At 60.2% G+C, this 18,295-nt stretch carries 16 protein-coding genes; 5 read left to right on the forward strand and 11 right to left on the reverse strand.

Annotated features, from left to right (window positions below; genetic code table 11):
• Nucleotides 1–13 precede the first annotated feature (13 nt).
• Both AAEZ06_RS18480 and AAEZ06_RS18485 read left to right on the forward strand, forming a co-directional pair.
• Nucleotides 14–157 carry a hypothetical protein gene (locus AAEZ06_RS18480; protein ID WP_178114537.1) on the forward strand — a complete coding sequence of 48 codons (144 nt, stop codon included), beginning with the start codon at nt 14–16 and terminating at the stop codon, nt 155–157.
• Nucleotides 158–239: 82 nt separating this feature from the next.
• Nucleotides 240–827: a LysE family translocator gene (locus tag AAEZ06_RS18485; protein ID WP_149414959.1), complete on the forward strand. Its 588-nt coding sequence runs from the start codon at nt 240–242 to the stop codon at nt 825–827.
• Nucleotide 828: 1 nt separating this feature from the next.
• Here the strand turns inward: AAEZ06_RS18485 and AAEZ06_RS18490 are convergent, their stop codons facing one another.
• From AAEZ06_RS18490 to gloB, 11 genes are all read right to left on the reverse strand, one after another.
• A complete protein-coding gene (locus AAEZ06_RS18490) occupies nt 829–1,662 on the reverse strand; it encodes a helix-turn-helix domain-containing protein (RefSeq protein ID WP_350615514.1) in 834 nt (277 codons plus the stop codon).
• Between the two features lie 76 nt (nt 1,663–1,738).
• Complete coding sequence (locus AAEZ06_RS18495) at nt 1,739–4,207, reverse strand: TonB-dependent siderophore receptor (RefSeq protein WP_350615516.1); 2,469 nt, start codon at nt 4,205–4,207, stop codon at nt 1,739–1,741.
• Between the two features lie 112 nt (nt 4,208–4,319).
• The gene (locus AAEZ06_RS18500; RefSeq protein WP_350615518.1) at nt 4,320–5,288 is read right to left on the reverse strand and encodes a FecR domain-containing protein; all 969 of its coding nucleotides are present in this window, start codon (nt 5,286–5,288) and stop codon (nt 4,320–4,322) included.
• A complete protein-coding gene (locus AAEZ06_RS18505) occupies nt 5,285–5,803 on the reverse strand; it encodes a sigma-70 family RNA polymerase sigma factor (RefSeq protein ID WP_350615520.1) in 519 nt (172 codons plus the stop codon). Before AAEZ06_RS18505 ends, AAEZ06_RS18500 begins: the two co-directional genes overlap by 4 nt.
• 131 nt (nt 5,804–5,934) lie before the next feature.
• On the reverse strand, nt 5,935–7,548 hold the full coding sequence (locus tag AAEZ06_RS18510; protein WP_350615522.1) for an ABC transporter ATP-binding protein: 1,614 nt from the start codon (nt 7,546–7,548) through the stop codon (nt 5,935–5,937).
• Nucleotide 7,549: 1 nt separating this feature from the next.
• Nucleotides 7,550–8,569: an ABC transporter permease gene (locus tag AAEZ06_RS18515; protein ID WP_133103206.1), complete on the reverse strand. Its 1,020-nt coding sequence runs from the start codon at nt 8,567–8,569 to the stop codon at nt 7,550–7,552.
• Between the two features lies 1 nt (nt 8,570).
• Nucleotides 8,571–9,644 (reverse strand): microcin C ABC transporter permease YejB, encoded by a 1,074-nt coding sequence (locus AAEZ06_RS18520; protein WP_350615524.1) that lies wholly within the window; start codon nt 9,642–9,644, stop codon nt 8,571–8,573.
• Nucleotide 9,645: 1 nt separating this feature from the next.
• On the reverse strand, nt 9,646–11,484 hold the full coding sequence (locus tag AAEZ06_RS18525; protein ID WP_350615526.1) for an extracellular solute-binding protein: 1,839 nt from the start codon (nt 11,482–11,484) through the stop codon (nt 9,646–9,648).
• The gene (locus AAEZ06_RS18530; RefSeq protein ID WP_350615528.1) at nt 11,481–13,310 is read right to left on the reverse strand and encodes an extracellular solute-binding protein; all 1,830 of its coding nucleotides are present in this window, start codon (nt 13,308–13,310) and stop codon (nt 11,481–11,483) included. The genes AAEZ06_RS18525 and AAEZ06_RS18530 overlap by 4 nt, the downstream gene beginning before the upstream one ends.
• Before the next feature lie 247 nt (nt 13,311–13,557).
• Nucleotides 13,558–14,970 carry a lytic transglycosylase domain-containing protein gene (locus AAEZ06_RS18535; RefSeq protein ID WP_149414996.1) on the reverse strand — a complete coding sequence of 471 codons (1,413 nt, stop codon included), beginning with the start codon at nt 14,968–14,970 and terminating at the stop codon, nt 13,558–13,560.
• Between the two features lie 98 nt (nt 14,971–15,068).
• Nucleotides 15,069–15,836, reverse strand: a complete 768-nt coding sequence (gene gloB / locus AAEZ06_RS18540) for a hydroxyacylglutathione hydrolase (RefSeq protein WP_350615531.1) — start codon at nt 15,834–15,836, stop codon at nt 15,069–15,071.
• A gap of 65 nt (nt 15,837–15,901) precedes the next feature.
• Between gloB and AAEZ06_RS18545 the strand changes: the two genes are divergently transcribed.
• The 3 genes from AAEZ06_RS18545 to dnaQ all read left to right on the forward strand — a co-directional run bounded on the left by AAEZ06_RS18545 (nt 15,902) and on the right by dnaQ (nt 18,112).
• Nucleotides 15,902–16,660 carry a class I SAM-dependent methyltransferase gene (locus AAEZ06_RS18545; RefSeq protein WP_350615533.1) on the forward strand — a complete coding sequence of 253 codons (759 nt, stop codon included), beginning with the start codon at nt 15,902–15,904 and terminating at the stop codon, nt 16,658–16,660.
• Between the two features lie 102 nt (nt 16,661–16,762).
• The gene (rnhA, locus tag AAEZ06_RS18550) at nt 16,763–17,215 is read left to right on the forward strand and encodes a ribonuclease HI (protein WP_149414993.1); all 453 of its coding nucleotides are present in this window, start codon (nt 16,763–16,765) and stop codon (nt 17,213–17,215) included.
• 156 nt (nt 17,216–17,371) lie between these two features.
• A complete protein-coding gene (gene dnaQ / locus AAEZ06_RS18555) occupies nt 17,372–18,112 on the forward strand; it encodes a DNA polymerase III subunit epsilon (RefSeq protein WP_178114538.1) in 741 nt (246 codons plus the stop codon).
• The last annotated feature ends 183 nt before the right edge of the window (nt 18,113–18,295 follow it).

Here is an 18,295-nt window from a genome sequence, read left to right on the forward strand (position 1 = left end):
GTGGTGAGTGGCCTTGGCCCTCACCACAAAAAATCATCCATCAGGCATAACCGGCGTGTTTGCCTACGGTGACGCGGCCATTGCCGCAGGTTCGGTAGCGCGGGCGGCGATGTTGCTGCATTTGAGCAATAGCCTGGAGCGGATGACGGGGGAGTGAGGGGCATTTTCTTCAATACCTGATCAGCAAGGCGCTTTATCGTGTTTGTCATACCCACCTGACAAAACAAAAGGGAAGCGCAATGAGTTTGATCATGTCCATGGCCGCCTTCGCACTGGCCACCTCCATTACACCGGGGCCGGTGAACGTGGTGGCCTTGAGTTCGGGGGCGCGTTTTGGTTTTGGCGCCAGCCAGAAGCATGTGGCTGGGGCATCCCTGGGGTTCACCTTGCTGCTGGTGTTGATCGGCCTGGGGTTACATGAGCTGTTGGTGCGCTGGCCGGTGCTGACTCAGGGCATTCAATGGGCCGGCGTCGCCTTCTTGCTCTACATGGCTTACAAACTGGCCGTCGACGATGGTCGGCTTGATGCAGAAGGGACGGCGACCGCGCCGTCGATGCTCTACGGCGCGATCATGCAATGGCTCAATCCCAAGGCTTGGCTGGCTTGTGTCGCGGGGATGGGGCTGTTCGCCGCTCAGGGAGAAGCCCGGCAGGTCTGGCAACTGGCGGCGGTGTATCTGGTGGTCTGTTATCTATCGGTGGCGTGCTGGGCCTACGTTGGGACGTTCTTTCGCCGTTACCTGAGTAATGCCCGTGGCATGCGCCTATTCAACCGTGTGATGGCGCTGTTGCTGGTGATCAGCGTGGTGTACCTGCTGCTGGCCTGACTCAGTCGCGATACTGCCCTGGCGTGGCCGCCAAGTGCTGCTTGAAGGTGCGTTGGAAATGCGCCTGGTCGGCAAAGCCCGCGGCCAGTGCCACGTCGGCGATCAACTGGCCGTCGCGCAGTTGGGCGCGGGCAAACTGGATGCGACGGTTAACCAGGAACGCATGGGGCGTCATGCCGTAATACTGTTTGAACGCCCGGATCAGGTACGACGGCGACAACTGCACCGCCTGGCAGATGTCTTCCAGTTTCAGCGCCTCGGTACAATGTTCGCGGATGTACTCGGCGGCCCGCTCCAGCTTGTGGTTGACCTCACGTACAACGGTTGTCGCCGGGTTCAGGCGTAACTGCACCTCACTGAAAAAACTCACCACCGCGCTCTGCTTGTGCAAGTGCTCGGCCTGCTCGTCCACCAATACTTCATACAGCTCGTTCAAGCCGCCAAATAGCACGGGGTCGCGAGTGTGGGTGGTGGTGAACTGACGAAAGTCCAGCTCTGTGCTGAACCCCAATTGATGTTGCAGATCGGTCAGCCAGGGCGTGTCGATATACAGCATGTGATAGGACCAGGGCTGGTCGTCGATGGGATTGCAGGCGTGGACGTCGCCGGGGTTCATCAGGACCACGGTGCCGGCGCTGATCTGGAAAGTAGACGAACCGTGGATATACAGGCTCTGCCCGGCGGTGATTGCGCCAATCGAAAAGTGCTCGTGGGAATGCCGGGTGTAGCAGACCTTGCGACCATCGGCGATGGTCCGGGCCTCGATGAAAGGCAGGCTGTCGTCGCGCCAGAAGCGCGGCGCACACGAAGGTTGATCAGTGGCGTTCAGCGACATGTCCGTAGCTCCATCCCGAGCAAGGTCGAGCCTGGAACATTACACAGCCTTGCGCTGAATCGCCACGTGCATCAGGTCAGAAGTCCCACTTGGTCGCCAGTTGCAGGCTGCGGGGCTCGCCATAGAAGCCGGTGCCAAAGTTGCCCAGGCCCGTGTAGTACTTTTTGTCGAAGGCATTCTTGACGTTCAAGGTGGTGCTCAAATGCTCGTTGAAGCGATAGCGCGCCATCAGGTCCACCAGGAAGTAGTTGTCCTGGGTGATACGTTCGTATTGACCGAAGTTGATCGAGTCATTGGGATTGGGCTGGAACACGTTGCCGAAGAACTCGCTCTGCCAGTTCACGCCGGCGCCCAGCGTCACGTTCTCCAGGGCGCCTGGCAGGCGATAGGAGTTGAACAGGCGCACCACTTGCTGCGGCGTGGTGGTTTGCAGGACTGAGCTGTAGACGTAGTCGTTGTTGGCATCGCGAGTGTGCTGGTAGGTGTAGCCGGCCGAGACATTCCAGCCATCGAGCACTTCACCGGCCAGTTCCACCTCGAAACCCTTGGTGGTGGCGCCGGCAATCGGGCGATACACCGAGTCGGTTTCAAAGCCGGAGACGTATTGGGCAACGTTGTCCTGCTCGATGCGGAAGGTGGCGAAACTGGCATTCAGACGACCGTCGAAAAACGCGGCCTTGAGGCCGGCTTCGTAGGTGTCACCTTCGATCGGGTCAAGCAGTTTGCGGTCGACGTCCTTGCTGTTTTGCGGCTGGAAGATCTTGGTGTAGCTGGTGTACACCGACCAGATGTCGTTGAGGTCGTAGACAATACCGGCATACGGGGTGACGACGCCGGTCTGCTTGTAACTGGTGCGATTATCGGCAGTCGCCGGGTCGTAGAAATCGGTGTTGTCGTTGCTGCTGAAGTTGCTGACCCGTGTGCCAAGGATCACCGACAAGTCATCGGTGGGCTTCAGTCGGGTGGCCAGATAGGCCCCGGTCTGGCGCTCGACGATGTCGGTCTGGCCACTGCGTGGGATGTTCGGTTTCAGGTATTCGCCGCGCCAGTCATAAATGCTGCCACCCACTGGCGGGTAAATCGAGCCGTAGACCGGAATGTCCTGTTTCGAGCGGGTGGCCATGAAGCCCATGATCAACTCGTGCTCGCGGCCAAACAGGCTGAACGGGCCGTTGAGGTTGACGTCCAGGGTGTTCTGCACCTGATCGCCCTTGTACTTGCCCATGAACATGTACATGCCGTCGCCGGTGACTTGGTCCGGGTTGCCGCCACTGGCGGAGGCGAGCAGGGTGTTGTGCTGGCTGCGCTTGCGGTCCAGGCTGACTTTCAGAGACCAGTCGTTGGCCAGTTTTTGTTGCACCGAGGCGAAGATCGTCTGGTTCTGGAAGTCGCGGCGGCTCCAGTCGGCGGCCGGGTTGAAGGAGCGGGAGAAATTAGTCCGATTGCCGTTGCTGAAATACATCGGGAACCCAGTCCAGCTGGCGCCACGGGAGCGGGTGTCCTGCTGGTCGATGCCGAAGGTCAGCAAGGTGTCCGGCGTCAGGTCGGCTTCGAGGATACCGTAGGCGATATCCTTGGTGTTCTGGTAGTGGTCCAGGTAGGACGAGCGATCCTGATAGACCCCGACAAAGCGCCCGCGCACGTTGCCCGATTCGGTCAGTGAGCCGGAAATATCGCCTTCGGTGCGGTAGTTGTCCCAGGAACCGACGGTGCCGGTCACCGATGCCTTGAATTCCTTGGTGGGCTTTTTACGGATCAGGTTGACCGTGGCCGATGGGTCGCCAGCGCCGGTCATCAGGCCCGAAGAGCCCTTAATGATTTCCAGGTGATCGTACACGGCCATGTCGGTGCTGGTGGTGCCGTAGTCATACACACCGTCGTAGGTGGAGTTGACGCCGTCGTACTGGAAATTGGTGATCGGCAGGCCACGGCTGGAGAACTCCCAGCGCTCACTGTCGTAATTCTGCACGCTGACGCCCGGCGCGCGGCGCAGGGTGTCGGCGATGCTGTTGGAACCCTGGTCGTCCATTTGCTGGCGGGTAATCACCGTCACCGATTGTGGTGTCTCGCGGATCGATAGCGGCAAGCCGGTGGCCGAAGACATCGAACCGGTGGTGTAGGAGTGACTGTCTTCGGTGGTGGCGCCCAGACCTTGGCCGGAGATGGTGGTAGCGCCCAGTTCCAGGGCTCCGGTGCTGACAGGCGCCAGTTCCAGCACGTAGCCGTTGTTGCCCTGGGGTAGGGCTTGCAGGCCACTGTTTTTCAACAGGCGCTGCAAACCGCTGGCCGGTGTGTAGCTACCACTGAGGCCTGGGCTGGTTTTTCCGGTGGCCAGGCTGTTGTGACCGGCGATGAAAGTTCCCGACTGCTCGGCAAAGCGGTTCAACACGCTGACCAGGGAGCCACCGGCGATGTTGTAGCTGCGGGTGGCTTCTTGGGTCGATGGCGCTTCGGCGGACTGGACATTGAGCGAGCCCAGGCAGAGCAGGGTAGCGGTGATGGCCAGCGCCAACGGACGTACAGCGAAAGCAGCGGGTTGCAACATGGAGGGTTTCCCTTTTTTCCAGGCGTTGGATCAAGTCGTTCGGTGAATACGAAAGCGTCTGCTGGGTTAACCGAACGAGCGTTGGAAAAGGGAACTGATAACGGAAACTTTTTTATGCCGAAGGATTTTTCGGCCCGACCGTGACCCACCATGGCATGAGTGTGTCCACGCGAATCGGCAATGCGGCTTGCAGCAGGTGCAGCGCGTGATCGCTGTCCTTGAGGGGGAATGAGCCCATCACCGGCAGTTGTGCCACCGCCGGATCGCAACCCAGATGGCCTGGGCGATAGCGATTGAGTTCGGCGATCAGCTTGCCGAGAGGGAGGTTGTCCGCCAGCAACACGTCGCGGCTCCAGGCTTCGCGGGTGGCGGACGCTGGCGAGGTGGCGTTGAATCTGTCGCGGGTGAATGTCACCTGCTGCCCGGCATCGATAATTCGCACCTGCTGGCTGGCGGCGGTGCGCACTTCGACCCGGCCTTCAAACACATTGAGGGCAGTGCTGTCGCCGTCTTGCAAGACACTGAAGCGGGTGCCCAGTGCGCGCAGGCGGCCCTGTTCGGTCTCCACCAGGAACGGACGGTTCCCATCCTTGGCGGTCTCGATCAGCACTTCGCCAAAGCGCAGGTGCAGCAAGCGTTGAACGGTATCAAAGCGCACATCCAGGGCGCTCAATGCGTTGAGCCATACGTGGCTGCCATCAACCAGCAGCGCTTCGCGGGTTTCACCGCTGGCGGTGGCATAGTCTGCACTCCAGCCGCCCACCAGGCGGGGCAGGGCGGTGTTGCGCAAGGTGCCCCAGGCCAGCGTTGAACCTGCGCACAGCACCAGCAGGGCCTTGAGGGTCTGGCGTCGAGAACTGCGCAGGGCGCGGCTGGCACCATGGGACTCCTCGGCCAGCGGCGCAAAGCGTTGGCTGACACGCTCCACATAACGCCAGGCAGCCTGGTGTTCAGGACTTTGCCCCAGCCAGGTCTGCCAGTGTTGCTGTGCCTGCGCGCCCACCGGCTGATCCTGCAGGCGTACGTACCATTGCGCGGCCTGCTCCAGGCTGGCGTGGCTGAGCTTTCCAGGGCTGCTCATTCCACCAGCATCCCGTCCAGCACCGCGCAATGCAGCAGCGCCTGGGCCAGGTACTTTTTCACCATCCGTTCGCACACCCCGAGCTGAATGCCGATTTGCTTGTAGGGCATTGCGTGCAACTGGGCCAGTAGGAAGGCCTCGCGGACCTTCTGGGGCAGGCGAGCCAGCATCGCGTCCACCTCGTAGAGGGTCTCGACGATGATTGCCCGCTGTTCCGGTGATGGCTGTACGGCTTCAGGGCGTGCAGCGAGACTTTGCAGCCAAGCCTGTTCCAGCTGTCGCCGGCGCCAGTGATCAATGCACAGGCCACGGGCGATGGTTGCCAAATAGGAGCGTTCGCGCACTTCACCAGCCTCGACCGGTGGGCGCTTGAGCACGCGGATAAACGTGTCGTGGGCCAGGTCAGCTGCATCCCAGCGGTTGCTCAGGCGCCGACGCAACAGCCCCAGCAGCCAGGAATGGTGAGTGCCATAGAGGAGGCTGAATGAGGTAGGCGAGGTCGACACAATATCCATCCGGCACAGATGCCTTGGTGTAAATAGGAATTGGTCGCGATTAAAGCAAAGAGGCGAAAGCAGTGCAAATGATATTGGTTTGCTTTTGGGTGTATTTCCTCAGAGTCCGTTGCCGCTACAGGGGGATAGATTCAGGAGCTCTCTGGGTACGGCACCAGAAATGCCGCCTCCAGCAACTGCCGGGTATAGGCATGCTGAGGGTCGGCGAAGATCGTTTGCGCATCACCCTGTTCCACCACTTGCCCATGCTTGACCACCATCAACTGGTGACTCAAGGCCTTGACCACCGCCAGGTCATGGCTGATAAACAGGTAGGTCAGGTTGTACTTGGCCTGCAGGTTGCGCAGCAGCTCTACCACCTGGCGCTGCACCGTGCGGTCCAGGGCCGAGGTCGGTTCGTCCAGCAGGATCAGCCGTGGCTTGAGCACCAGTGCCCGGGCGATGGCGATACGCTGGCGTTGACCACCCGAGAACTCATGGGGGTAGCGGTGGCGGGTTTGCGGGTCCAGGCCGACTTCCTTGAGGGCGGCGATAATCGCTTCCTCCTGTTCGGCCGGGCTGCCCATCTTGTGGATGCGCAGGCCTTCGCCAACGATCTCGCTGACGCACATGCGCGGGCTCAAACTGCCGAATGGGTCCTGGAACACCACCTGCATTTCCCGGCGCAATGGTCGCACCTGTTGTTGGGTGAGGCGATCCAGTTGCTGGCCTTCGAAGCGAATACCGCCCTTGCTGCCGATCAGCCGCAGGATAGCCAGGCCTAGTGTCGACTTGCCCGAACCGCTTTCACCGACGATGCCCAGGGTTTGGCCCTGAGGCAGGCTAAAGTTGATGCCGTCTACTGCCTTGACGTAATCGACGGTAGTGCGCAGAAACCCCTTCTTGATCGGGAACCAGACCTTCAGGTCATCGACCTCCAGCAATGGCGGGCCGATGACATTGGTGGCTGGCAAGCCACTGGGCTCGGCGGCCAGCAGTTCCTGGGTATAAGGATGCTGCGGTGACTGAAATAGCGTTTCGCAATCAGCCTGCTCGACGATACAGCCGCGCTGCATCACGCACACGCGATGGGCAATGCGCCGCACCAGGTTCAAGTCGTGGCTGATCAACAGCAAGGCCATGCCCAACCGTGCCTGCAGCTCCTTGAGCAGTTCCAGGATCTTCAACTGCACGGTCACGTCGAGGGCGGTGGTCGGCTCGTCGGCGATCAGCAGTTCCGGCTCGTTGGCCAGGGCCATGGCGATCATCACCCGCTGGCGCTGGCCGCCGGAGAGTTCGTGGGGCAAGGCCTTGAGGCGCTTGTGGGGCTCGGGGATGCCCACCAGTTCCAGCAGCTCCAGGGTGCGTATGGTGGCGGCCTTGCCGGTCAGGCCCTTGTGCAGGCCCAGCACTTCGTTGATCTGCTTCTCGATGGAATGCAGCGGGTTCAACGAGGTCATCGGCTCCTGGAAGATCATCGCAATGCGGTTGCCGCGAATATGCCGGATGGTTTTTTCTTTCAGGGTCAGCAAGTCTTGCCCTGCGTACTGGATAGTGCCGGACGGATGCCGCGCCAGCGGGTAGGGCAGCAGGCGCAGGATCGAGTGAGCGGTCACCGATTTGCCAGAGCCGCTTTCGCCCACCAGGGCCAGGGTTTCACCGCGCTTGATATCAAAACTCACGCCATCGACCACGCGCTGGTGGTTGGCGCCCACCACGAACTCGACGGAGAGGTCGCGGACTTCGATCAGATTGTCCTGATTCATCTCATTTCCTCGGGTCGAAGGCATCGCGAGCGGACTCGCCGATAAACACCAGCAAACTCAACATGATCGCCAGCACGGCAAAGGCACTCATGCCCAGCCACGGCGCTTGCAGGTTGGATTTACCCTGGGCCACCAATTCACCCAGAGACGGTGAACCGGCTGGCAGGCCAAAGCCCAGGAAGTCCAGGGCGGTCAGGGTACCGATGGCGCCAGTCAGAATGAACGGCATGAAGGTCATGGTCGAGACCATGGCGTTGGGCAGGATATGACGGAACATGATCGCGCCATTCTGCATGCCCAGGGCCCTGGCCGCGCGCACGTATTCCAGGTTGCGCCCACGCAGGAACTCGGCGCGCACCACGTCCACCAGGCTCATCCAGGAAAACAGCAGCATGATCCCCAGCAGCCACCAGAAGTTCGGTTGCACGAAACTGGCGAGGATGATCAGCAGGTACAGCACCGGCAAACCCGACCAGATCTCCAGGAACCGCTGCCCGACCAAGTCGACCCAGCCGCCATAGAAACCCTGCAACGCACCGGCCACCACGCCGATGATCGAGCTGAGTACCGTTAATGTCAGGGCAAACAGTACCGAAATACGGAAGCCGTAAATCACGCGCGCCAGCACATCGCGGCCCTGGTCGTCGGTGCCCAGCAGGTTGTCCGCGGAAGGCGGGGCAGGGGCCGGGACTTTCAGGTCGTAGTTGATGCTCTGGTAGCTATAAGGGATCGGTGCCCATAGGGTCCAGGCGTCCTTGGCCTTGAGCAGCTCACGGATGTACGGGCTTTTGTAGTTGGCTTCCAGGGGGAACTCGCCGCCGAAGGTGGTTTCCGGGTAGCGCTTGAGGGCCGGGAAATACCAGTCGCCGTCGTAATGCACCGCCAGCGGTTTGTCGTTGGCGATCAGTTCGGCGCCCAGGCTTGCGCCGAACAAAATCAGGAACAGCCACAGCGACCACCAGCCACGCTTATTGGCCTTGAAGCGCTCGAAACGACGGCGATTGAGGGGGGATAGATTCATCTCAATGCTCCCGGCTTTCGAAGTCGATGCGTGGGTCCACCAGGGTGTAGGTGAGGTCGCCGATCAGCTTCACCACCAGCCCCAGCAAGGTGAAGATAAACAGCGTGCCAAACACCACCGGGTAGTCGCGGTTGATCGCCGCTTCAAAACTCATCAGGCCCAGGCCGTCGAGGGAGAAGATCACTTCCACCAGCAACGAGCCGGTAAAGAAGATGCCGATAAACGCCGAAGGAAAACCAGCGATCACCAGCAGCATGGCGTTGCGAAACACATGGCCGTAGAGCACGCGATGGTTGGTCAGGCCCTTGGCCTTGGCGGTCACCACGTATTGCTTGTTGATCTCATCGAGGAAGCTGTTTTTGGTCAGCAAGGTCATGGTGGCGAAGTTGCCGATTACCAGGGCGGTGACGGGCAACGCCAGGTGCCAGAAATAATCGAGTACCTTGGCGCCCCAGCTCAACTCGTCAAAGTTATTGGAGGTCAGTCCTCGCAAGGGAAACCAGTCGAAATAACTGCCACCGGCAAACATCACGATCAGCAGAATCGCAAACAGGAACGCCGGTATCGCATAGCCGACGATGATCGCCGAACTGGTCCAGACGTCGAAGTGGCTGCCATGGCGGGTGGCCTTGGCGATCCCCAGCGGGATCGACACCAGGTACATGATCAGGGTGCTCCACAGCCCGAGGGAGATGGACACCGGCATCTTTTCCTTGATCAGGTCGATGACCTTGGCGTCACGGAAAAAACTGTCGCCGAAATCCAGCCTGGCGTAGTTCTTTATCATGATCCACAGGCGCTCCGGCGCCGACTTGTCGAAGCCGTACATCTTCTCGATTTCCTTGACCAGCGCCGGGTCCAGACCCTGGGCACCACGGTAGCTGGAGCCGGCCACCGACACTTCAGCGCCGCCGCCGGCAATTCGGCTGGTGGCGCCTTCAAAGCCTTCGAGCTTGGCGATCATCTGTTCTACCGGACCACCGGGAGCGGCCTGGATGATGACGAAGTTGATCAGCAGGATGCCGAACAGGGTCGGGATAATCAGCAGCAGTCGGCGAAAAATATAGGCCAGCATGTTAATCGCCTCCGCTCGCCGGATCGGCGGTTGGGTCTGTGTCCAGGGTGACGGCAGGTTTGGCGTCGGGCTTGATCCACCAGGTGTTGATGCCGACGTCATAGCGCGGCGGGACTTTCGGGTGGCCGAGGTGATCCCAGTAGGCCACTCGGTAGGTCTTGATGTGCCAGTTGGGGATCACGTAGTAGCCGAACTGCAGCACCCGGTCCAGGGCCTTGGCGTGGGCTATCAGGCTTTTGCGCGAGCCGGCGTCGATCAGCTCTTCCACCAACTGGTCGATGGCCGGGTCTTTCAGGCCGATGTAGTTACGGCTGCCCGGATTGTCGGCGCTGGAAGATTTCCAGAACTCACGCTGCTCGTTACCTGGTGAGGAGGATTGCGGGAAGCTGCCCACCACCATGTCGAAGTCGCGGGAGCGGATGCGGTTAATGTATTGAGAGACGTCGACCCGACGAATCACCAGGTCTATCCCCAAGTCCGACAGGTTGCGCTTGAACGGCAACAAAATGCGCTCGAACTCGGTCTGGGCCAGGAGGAACTCGATGGCCACCGGCTTGCCGGTGGCGTCGACCATCTTGTCGTCGACGATGCGCCAGCCGGCCTCTTGTAACAGTTGATAGGCTTCGCGCTGCTGGGTGCGGATCATGCCGCTGGCATCAGTTTTTGCCGGTTGGAAGGCTTCAGTGAATACCTGGGGCGGGATCTTGTCGCGCAGCGGTTCAAGAATTGCCAACTCTTCGGGGCCGGGCAGGCCGATGGCCGCCATGTCCGAGTTTTCAAAGTAACTGCGGCTGCGGGTGTAGGCGCCGTTGAACAGTTGCTTGTTGCTCCATTCAAAGTCCAGCAGCAGGCTGATGGCCTTGCGTATGCGCACATCCTGGAACATGGGCTTGCGAATATTGAAGACGAAACCCTGCATCCCGGTCGGGTTGCCATTGGGGATCTCTTCCTTGATCAGGCGGCCCTGGGTGACGGCTGGAATGTTGTAGGCGTTGGCCCAGTTTTTCGCACTGATTTCCTGCCAGTAATCGAACTGGCCGGCCTTGAGTGCTTCCAGTGCAACGGTGTTGTCGCGGTAATAGTCGGTGACTCGGTAATCGAAGTTGTACAACCCCTTGTTGATCGGCAGGTCCTTGCCCCAGTAGTCCTTGACCCGCTCGTAGCGAATCGACCGGCCGGGCTTGACCTCGACGACCTTGTACGGCCCGCTGCCCAGTGGGACCTCCAGGTTGCCCTTGGCAAAGTCCCGAGTCGCCCACCAATGCTTGGGCAGTACCGGCAACTGACCGAGGATCAGCGGCAGTTCGCGGTTGTTGGTGCGCTTGAACTTGAACAACACCCGCAGTGGGTCTTCGGCCACCACTTCGTCGACGTCAGCGTAGTAGGTGCGATAGATCGGCGAGCCTTGTTTCATCAAGGTCTGGAAGCTGAATACCACGTCTTCGGCGCGCACCGGGTGGCCATCATTGAAGCGTGCTTCGGGTCGCAGGTAGAAACGCACCCAGCTGTTGTCGGGGGCTTTTTCGATCTTGCCGGCAATCAGGCCGTATTCGGTAATGGGCTCGTCGAGGCCTTGTTGGGCGAGGGTGTCGTAGACCAGGGTGATGTTGTCCGCTGCTACGCCCTTGTTGATGAAGGGATTGAGGCTGTCGAAACCACCCATAGTGGACTCGCGAAAGGTGCCGCCCTTGGGCGCGTCGGGATTTACATAGTCGACGTGTTTGAAACCGGCGGAGTACTTGGGCGGTTCGTCATAGAGGGTCAGGGCATGTTGCGGCGCGGCATTGGCCGCAGCACAGAACAACAGGCCGCTGAGAATCGCAGTACGCAAAGACATCATTGGGCTTTCTCCGAAGCTTTCAGCCACCATGCGCTCAGGCCCAGGCTGTAGGGCGGCGTGGTGACGAAGGCGAACCGATTGCGGTACGCCAGGCGATGATAGTTGAGGTACCAGTTGGGAATGCTGTAGTGCTGCCAAAGCAGGACCCGATCCAGGGCCCGGCCCGCTGCCAGTTGCTCGTCGCGGGTCTGCGCGGCCAACAGTTGTTCCAGCAGATGGTCGATCACCGGGTTGGCGATGCCTGCGTAATTCTTGCTGCCCTTGATCCCGGCCTGGCTGGAGTGGAAATACTGCCACTGCTCAAGGCCCGGGCTCAGGGTCTGGTTGAGAGTCATCAGAATCATGTCGAAGTCGAATTGATCGAGGCGTTGCTTGTACTGCGCCCGGTCAACGGTGCGCAAGCGGGCGTCGATACCGATGCTCGTCAGATTCTCCACATAAGGCTGAAGGATTCGTTCCAGGTTCGGGTTGACCAGCAGTATCTCGAAGCGCAGTGGCTGCCCCTCGCTGTTGAGCAGGCGCTGGCCGGAAAGCTTCCAGCCGGCTTCGGCCAGTAGTGCCAGGGCTCGACGCAGGGTGTCTCGAGGAATGCCGCGCCCGTCGGTCTGGGGCAAACTGAAGGCCTGGGTGAGGAGGTTGGCCGGCAGTTGCTCGCGATAAGGCGAGAGCATCAGCCATTCATGGCCCACCGGTACCCCGGTGGCGGCGAATTCGCTGTTGGGGTAGTAGCTGAGCGTGCGCTTGTAGGCGCCGCTGAACAGGGTGCGGTTGGTCCACTCGAAGTCGAACATTAGCCCCAGGGCTTCGCGGACCTTGGTTTGGCTGAAAGTCGGGCGTCGGCTGTTCATGAACAGGCCTTGGCTCTGGGTCGGGATCTGGTGGGCGATCTGCGCCTTGATCACGTCGCCACGATTGACCGCCGGGAAGTTGTAGCCGTTGGCCCAGTTTTTCGCCTGATGCTCGATATAGATATCGAACTCACCGGCCTTGAAGGCTTCAAACGCCACGTCACTATCGCGGTAGAACTCCACCTCGACCTTGTTGTAGTTGTAAAAGCCACGGTTGACTGCCAGGTCCTTGCCCCAATAGTCCGTGACCCGCTCGAACACCAGTCGCCGGCCCGGCTGGACCTTGGCGATCCGATAGGGCCCGCTGCCCAGCGGGGGCTCGAACGTGGTGGCCTTGAAGTCGCGGTTTTTCCAGTAGTGCTGGGGCAGCACCGGTAACTCGCCCAGGCGCAGGATCAGCAGCGGATTGCCGGCGCGCTTGAACACAAAGCGGATGCGATGACGATTGAGGATGTCTACCCGCGCCACTTCCTGAAGGTTGGTGCGGTATTGCGGGTGGCCTTCGGTCAGCAGCGTGCGATAAGAGAACGCAACGTCGTAGGCGGTGATCGGCTTGCCATCGTGGAAACGGGCTTGCGGGCGCAGGTTGAACACCACCCAACTGCGGTCCTCGCTGTATTCCACCGATTGCGCGATCAGGCCGTAGCTGGAGGTGGGTTCATCGCCGGAGGGGGCGTATTGGCCGGTCCCGACCATCAGCGGCTCGTTAAGCTCGTTGACGCCGTATTGCAGGAAATTGGCAGTGGACACCGGGCTCGTACCCTTGAAGGTATAAGGGTTGAGGGTGTCGAAGGTGCCCGCGGCCATGACCCGCAAGGTGCCGCCCTTGGGCGCTGCGGGGTTTACCCAGTCGAAGTGGGTGAATTTGGCCGGGTACTTGAGCGTGCCGAACTGCGCATAACCGTGGCTCTCGGTAATGGTGGCGTTCGCGGAAAAGCTCAAGGCCAGACTTATTAGTAGAAGGAGGGAACGCTTCAAGTCAGAGATCCGATCCAGGCGGCTTGGGCTTTATGATCGGTACAGTAACAGCTTGTTCCGGCTGGAAAAAGGTTGTTAAAGATGGCGGCTATCCGAGGTGAGAGCTAGTTATTGTGGCGAACGGGCTTGCCCGCGTTGGGCCGCGAAGCGGCCCTCGGAATATGTATACCTTAATGGGGCTGCTGCGCAGCCCAATGCAGCGGTGCGGCGATCCGACAAATAAGTCAGCCCCAAGAGGTTTTGTCAGTTAGCGCGGTCCGGAAACCACCAGCATCTGCCCCGGCTTCAGCGCCAGGCCAGTACGCGGGTTCCAACGCTTGAGATGTTGCATCTCAACGTTGAAGCGCTTGGCCACGATGTACAGCGAGTCGCCTTTCTTGACCTTGTACTGCGCCGGTTTCTTGCCGCCGGCCTTGGCCATCACCTTGCGGGTGTCTTGCATGACCAGGGTCTGGCCGACCTTGAGGCTCTGGCCGTTTAGCTTGTTCCAGCGCTGCAGGTCATGGACATCGACCTTGTTGGCCTTGGCAATGAACGTCAGGTTGTCACCGCTCTTGACCTTGTAGCTGCGCGAGCGACCGGCGATGGCCTTGTGTTCCACTTCGTCGAACACCGGCTTTTTCGGTCGCAGGCTCAGCAACTCCTCGGGATTCATCGCCGACAGGCTGCTGGCCAGCAACTGCGCCTTGGACGTCGGCACCAGCAAATGCTGGGGGCCATCCAGGGTCGTGCGCTGTTTGAGGGCCGGGTTAAGCTGGAACAATTCGTCTTCGTCGATCTCTGCCAGCGCCGCGACCCGGGACAGGTCCATGCTTTGCTTGACTTCGACCACTTCGAAATAGGGCGTGTTGGCGATCGGGTTCAGGTTGACGCCGTAGGCCTCGGGGGCCAGCACCACCTGGGACAGCGCCAGGAACTTGGGCACGTAGTCCTTGGTTTCCTGGGGCAGTGGCAGGTTCCAGTAGTCCGTCGGCAAACCGAGTTTTTCGTTGCGCTCGATGGCCCGGCTGACCGTACCTTCACCCGCGTTATAGGCTGCGAGGGCCAGCAACCAGTCGCCGTTGAACATGTCATGCAGACGTGTCAGATAGTCCAGGGCGGCGGTGGTGGAGGCGGTGATGTCGCGGCGGCCATCATAGGCGCGGGTCTGGCGCAGGTTGAAGTAGCGCCCGGTGGAAGGAATGAACTGCCACAAGCCGACCGCATCGCTGCGTGAATAGGCCATCGGGTTGTAGGCGCTTTCAATCACTGGCAGCAGCGCCAGCTCCAGGGGCATGTTGCGCTCTTCAAGGCGTTCGACGATGTAATGAATATAGAGACTGCCGCGTTCGCCGGCGTTCTCCAGGAAGGATGGATTGCTGGCAAACCACAAGCGCTGTTGCTCGATGCGCGGGTTGACGCCCACCCCGTCCTGCAATTGGAAACCCTGGCGCATGCGTTCCCAGACATCCTGGGGCACCTGGGGGCTTGGTTTCTCTGATAACCAAAGGGGCTTTTGCTTGATCTTGGCAGCAAGAATGGGTTTGGGTTGCACGGTGGATTGTGCAGCGAAATTAGTCGTTTGGCAGCCCGCCAGAGTCGCGGAGACAGCCACCGCAATGGCTTGAGCCAAGCGGGTCAATGCGTCTGAATGGTTGGATTTACGAATAGATGACGACATTGGCTGGAAGTTAGTTCCGGGCAAAAATGTCGGGCGATTCTAGAAAGCGCTTTGATTGCGGTCAACCATTCAGAAATTTCGTACCAGAACCTGTCTTCTTAGAACGTATCTTTCCAAGACCGCAAGCTAGCAAAAACCGCGCTCCCGGACCGGTTATCCAGGCCATTCCGTTCGTCCGCTTTTTCTTTAACAGATGTTTCCGAGGTGCGCAGGAAAGGGTTCGTGAGTTTTTCCAGGGCTAGGGTCGAAGGCAGTGTCATCTTGCCGCTGGCTCGCAACTGACGGACTTTTTCCACTCGCTCGGCGATATCGGCGTTATCCGGTTCCACGGCCTGGGCAAATTTGAGGTTGCTTTGGGTGTACTCGTGGGCGCAGTAGACCAGGGTGTCGGCGGGTAGGGCAGCCAGACGTTCCAGAGAAACATGCATCTGCTCGGGGGTGCCTTCAAACAGTCGACCGCAACCCGCGGCGAACAGGGTGTCGCCACAAAACAGCAGGCCGTGATGATAGAAGGCAATGTGCCCCAAGGTATGGCCGGGCACGGCGAAGACGTCGAACTCCAAACCCAGCACGGTGATGCGGTCATTATCGTTCAGGGCGACGTCCCGGGCTGGGATCTGTTCATTCGCCGGGCCATAAACCGTTGCGCCTGAAATACTTTTCAGTTGCTCGACGCCACCGACATGATCATGGTGATGGTGAGTGACTAGGATATCGCTGAGGGTCCACTCCGGATGCTGCTTGAGCCAACCCAGGACGGGCGCGGCGTCACCGGGATCGACTACCGCGCAGCGATGGCTGCGATGATCCTGTAACAACCAGATGTAGTTATCGGTGAAGGCGGGCAGGGCACTGATCTGTATCATTCTTTGATTCGCCAAGCTGAACACATTGGTGCATCTTAGAACGTCTTGGTGAGTTGGAGAATGCAATGACTGATAAAGCGTTCGCCCAGGCCGATCCCGAGTGGCTGGCCCTGATCGGCGGCGCCCGTGAATGGCTGTCCGGGCCTATCGGGCAATTTTTGCTGGATGAAGAGCGGCGCATGCTCGAAGACGAACTGGGGCGGTTCTTCGGCGGTTATCTGGTGCACTACGGTCCCTCGGCACAGCCTCCGCCGGTTGCGCCCCAGGTACAGCGCAATGTGCGCCTGGGCGCTCCGTTGCCGGGGGTGGAGATTGTCTGCGAGGAGCAGGCCTGGCCGTTGAGCGAGCACGCCGCCGATGTGGTGGTGCTGCAACATGGCCTGGATTTCTGCCTATCTCCCCATGGATTGCTGCGCGAGGCCGCCAGCAGCGTGCGCCCTGGTGGCCATTTGCTGATCGTCGGCATCAATCCCTGGAGCTCGTGGGGCCTGCGGCATGTGTTCGCCCATGACGGGTTGCGCCAGGCCCGCTGCATCTCGCCGTCACGGGTGGGTGACTGGCTTAACCTGCTGGGCTTCGCGCTGGAGAAACGCCGCTTCGGGTGCTATCGTCCGCCGCTCGCGTCGACCAAGTGGCAGGGCCGCCTGGCAGGATGGGAGCGCAAAGCCGGAGCCTGGCAGTTGTCCGGTGGTGGTTTCTATTTACTGGTGGCCCGCAAGATTGTGGTCGGGCTACGGCCAGTGAGCCAGGTCCGGCGCGAACGGATAGGCAAGCTGGTGCCGATGCCGATGGCCAAGGTCAATCGCCGGTCCAGCGAGCAATAAAACACTCTTTAGTATTTCGGTCGAGTTTCTCGGCCTCGGGTTTTGCTGGTCGATTATCGGCAGCCCGCTTTGATGGCCCCCGGCTTTTATGGAAAGTATGCAATGACCGATAGCGTAGAACTCTTCACCGATGGTGCCTGCAAGGGCAATCCTGGTCCCGGCGGTTGGGGCGCCTTGCTGGTGTGCCAGGGCGTGGAGAAGGAACTGTGGGGCGGCGAAGCCAACACCACCAACAACCGCATGGAACTGATGGGTGCCATTCGCGGCCTTGAAGAACTCAAGCGCCGTTGCGACGTGCTGCTGGTGACCGACTCCCAGTACGTCATGAAAGGCATCAACGAGTGGATGGTCAACTGGAAGAAGCGCGGCTGGAAGACTGCGGCCAAGGAACCGGTGAAAAATGCCGACCTATGGAAGTTGCTCGATGAGCAATGCAATCGCCACAACATCACCTGGAAGTGGGTTCGCGGGCACATCGGGCATCCCGGCAACGAACGGGCCGATCAGTTGGCCAATCGCGGTGTGGATGACGTGCGGGGTTACAAGCAGAGCTAAAGGCGGGCGGTGCATAGTCCCTGTGTTGCGGCGGGCTTATAGAGCAGCAATCGCTGTTGCCCGTTGCATGTCGGCCTTGGGCCGTCTGTGGCATGACGTGCTAATATCCCGCCCCTTGAAATACACCGACCCGTTGAGAGCTGAACCCTGATGGCCATCCGATCTGTTGTACTCGATACCGAAACCACCGGCATGCCGGTGACCGACGGCCACCGGATCATTGAAATCGGTTGTGTCGAGCTGATGGGACGCCGCCTCACCGGCCGCCACTTCCACGTGTACCTGCAACCGGACCGGGAAAGTGACGAGGGCGCCATCGGCGTCCACGGCATTACCAACGAATTCCTGGTGGGCAAGCCGCATTTTGCCGAAGTCGCTGATGAGTTCTTTGAATTCATCAACGGCGCCCAGTTGATTATCCATAACGCGGCGTTTGACGTCGGCTTCATCAATAACGAATTCGCCCTGATGGGTCAGACGGATCGCGCCGATATCACCCGGCACTGCTCGATCCTCGACACCCTGATGATGGCCCGTGGACGTCACCCGGGCCAGCGCAACAGCCTCGATGCCTTGTGCAAACGCTATGGCGTCGACAACTCCGGCCGTGAGCTGCACGGCGCCTTGCTCGACTCCGAGATTCTGGCCGACGTCTACCTGACCATGACCGGCGGGCAGACCAGCCTGTCCCTGGCGGGTAATGCCTCGGATGGCAACGGTTCGGCAGAAGGCTCCGGCAATCGGTCTTCGCAAATTCGCCGCCTGCCGGCCGATCGCACGCCCACCGCAATCATTCGTGCCAGCGAGCAGGACATGGCCGAGCATGCGGCACGCCTGGAGGCGATTGCGAAATCCGCTGGCGCTCCTGCGCTGTGGACCCAACTGTGCGAACAATAGCCTTCCCGTAGAGACTCAGTTCACGGTCAAGCTTTAGCGAGGCTGCGTGGGGGCGACTTGGTGCTGGGAGCTGATTTGAGGACGACGGTGTGGCTGACGTAGCCTCGCTGGGGCTCGACAATTGCCAGTTGAAATCCCTCATTTGACGCTCTTCATTCGCTACAACCGCCCCCAGCTTCTACC

It is taken from the genome of Pseudomonas sp. HY7a-MNA-CIBAN-0227 (genome assembly GCF_040310325.1).
GTDB lineage: Bacteria > Pseudomonadota > Gammaproteobacteria > Pseudomonadales > Pseudomonadaceae > Aquipseudomonas.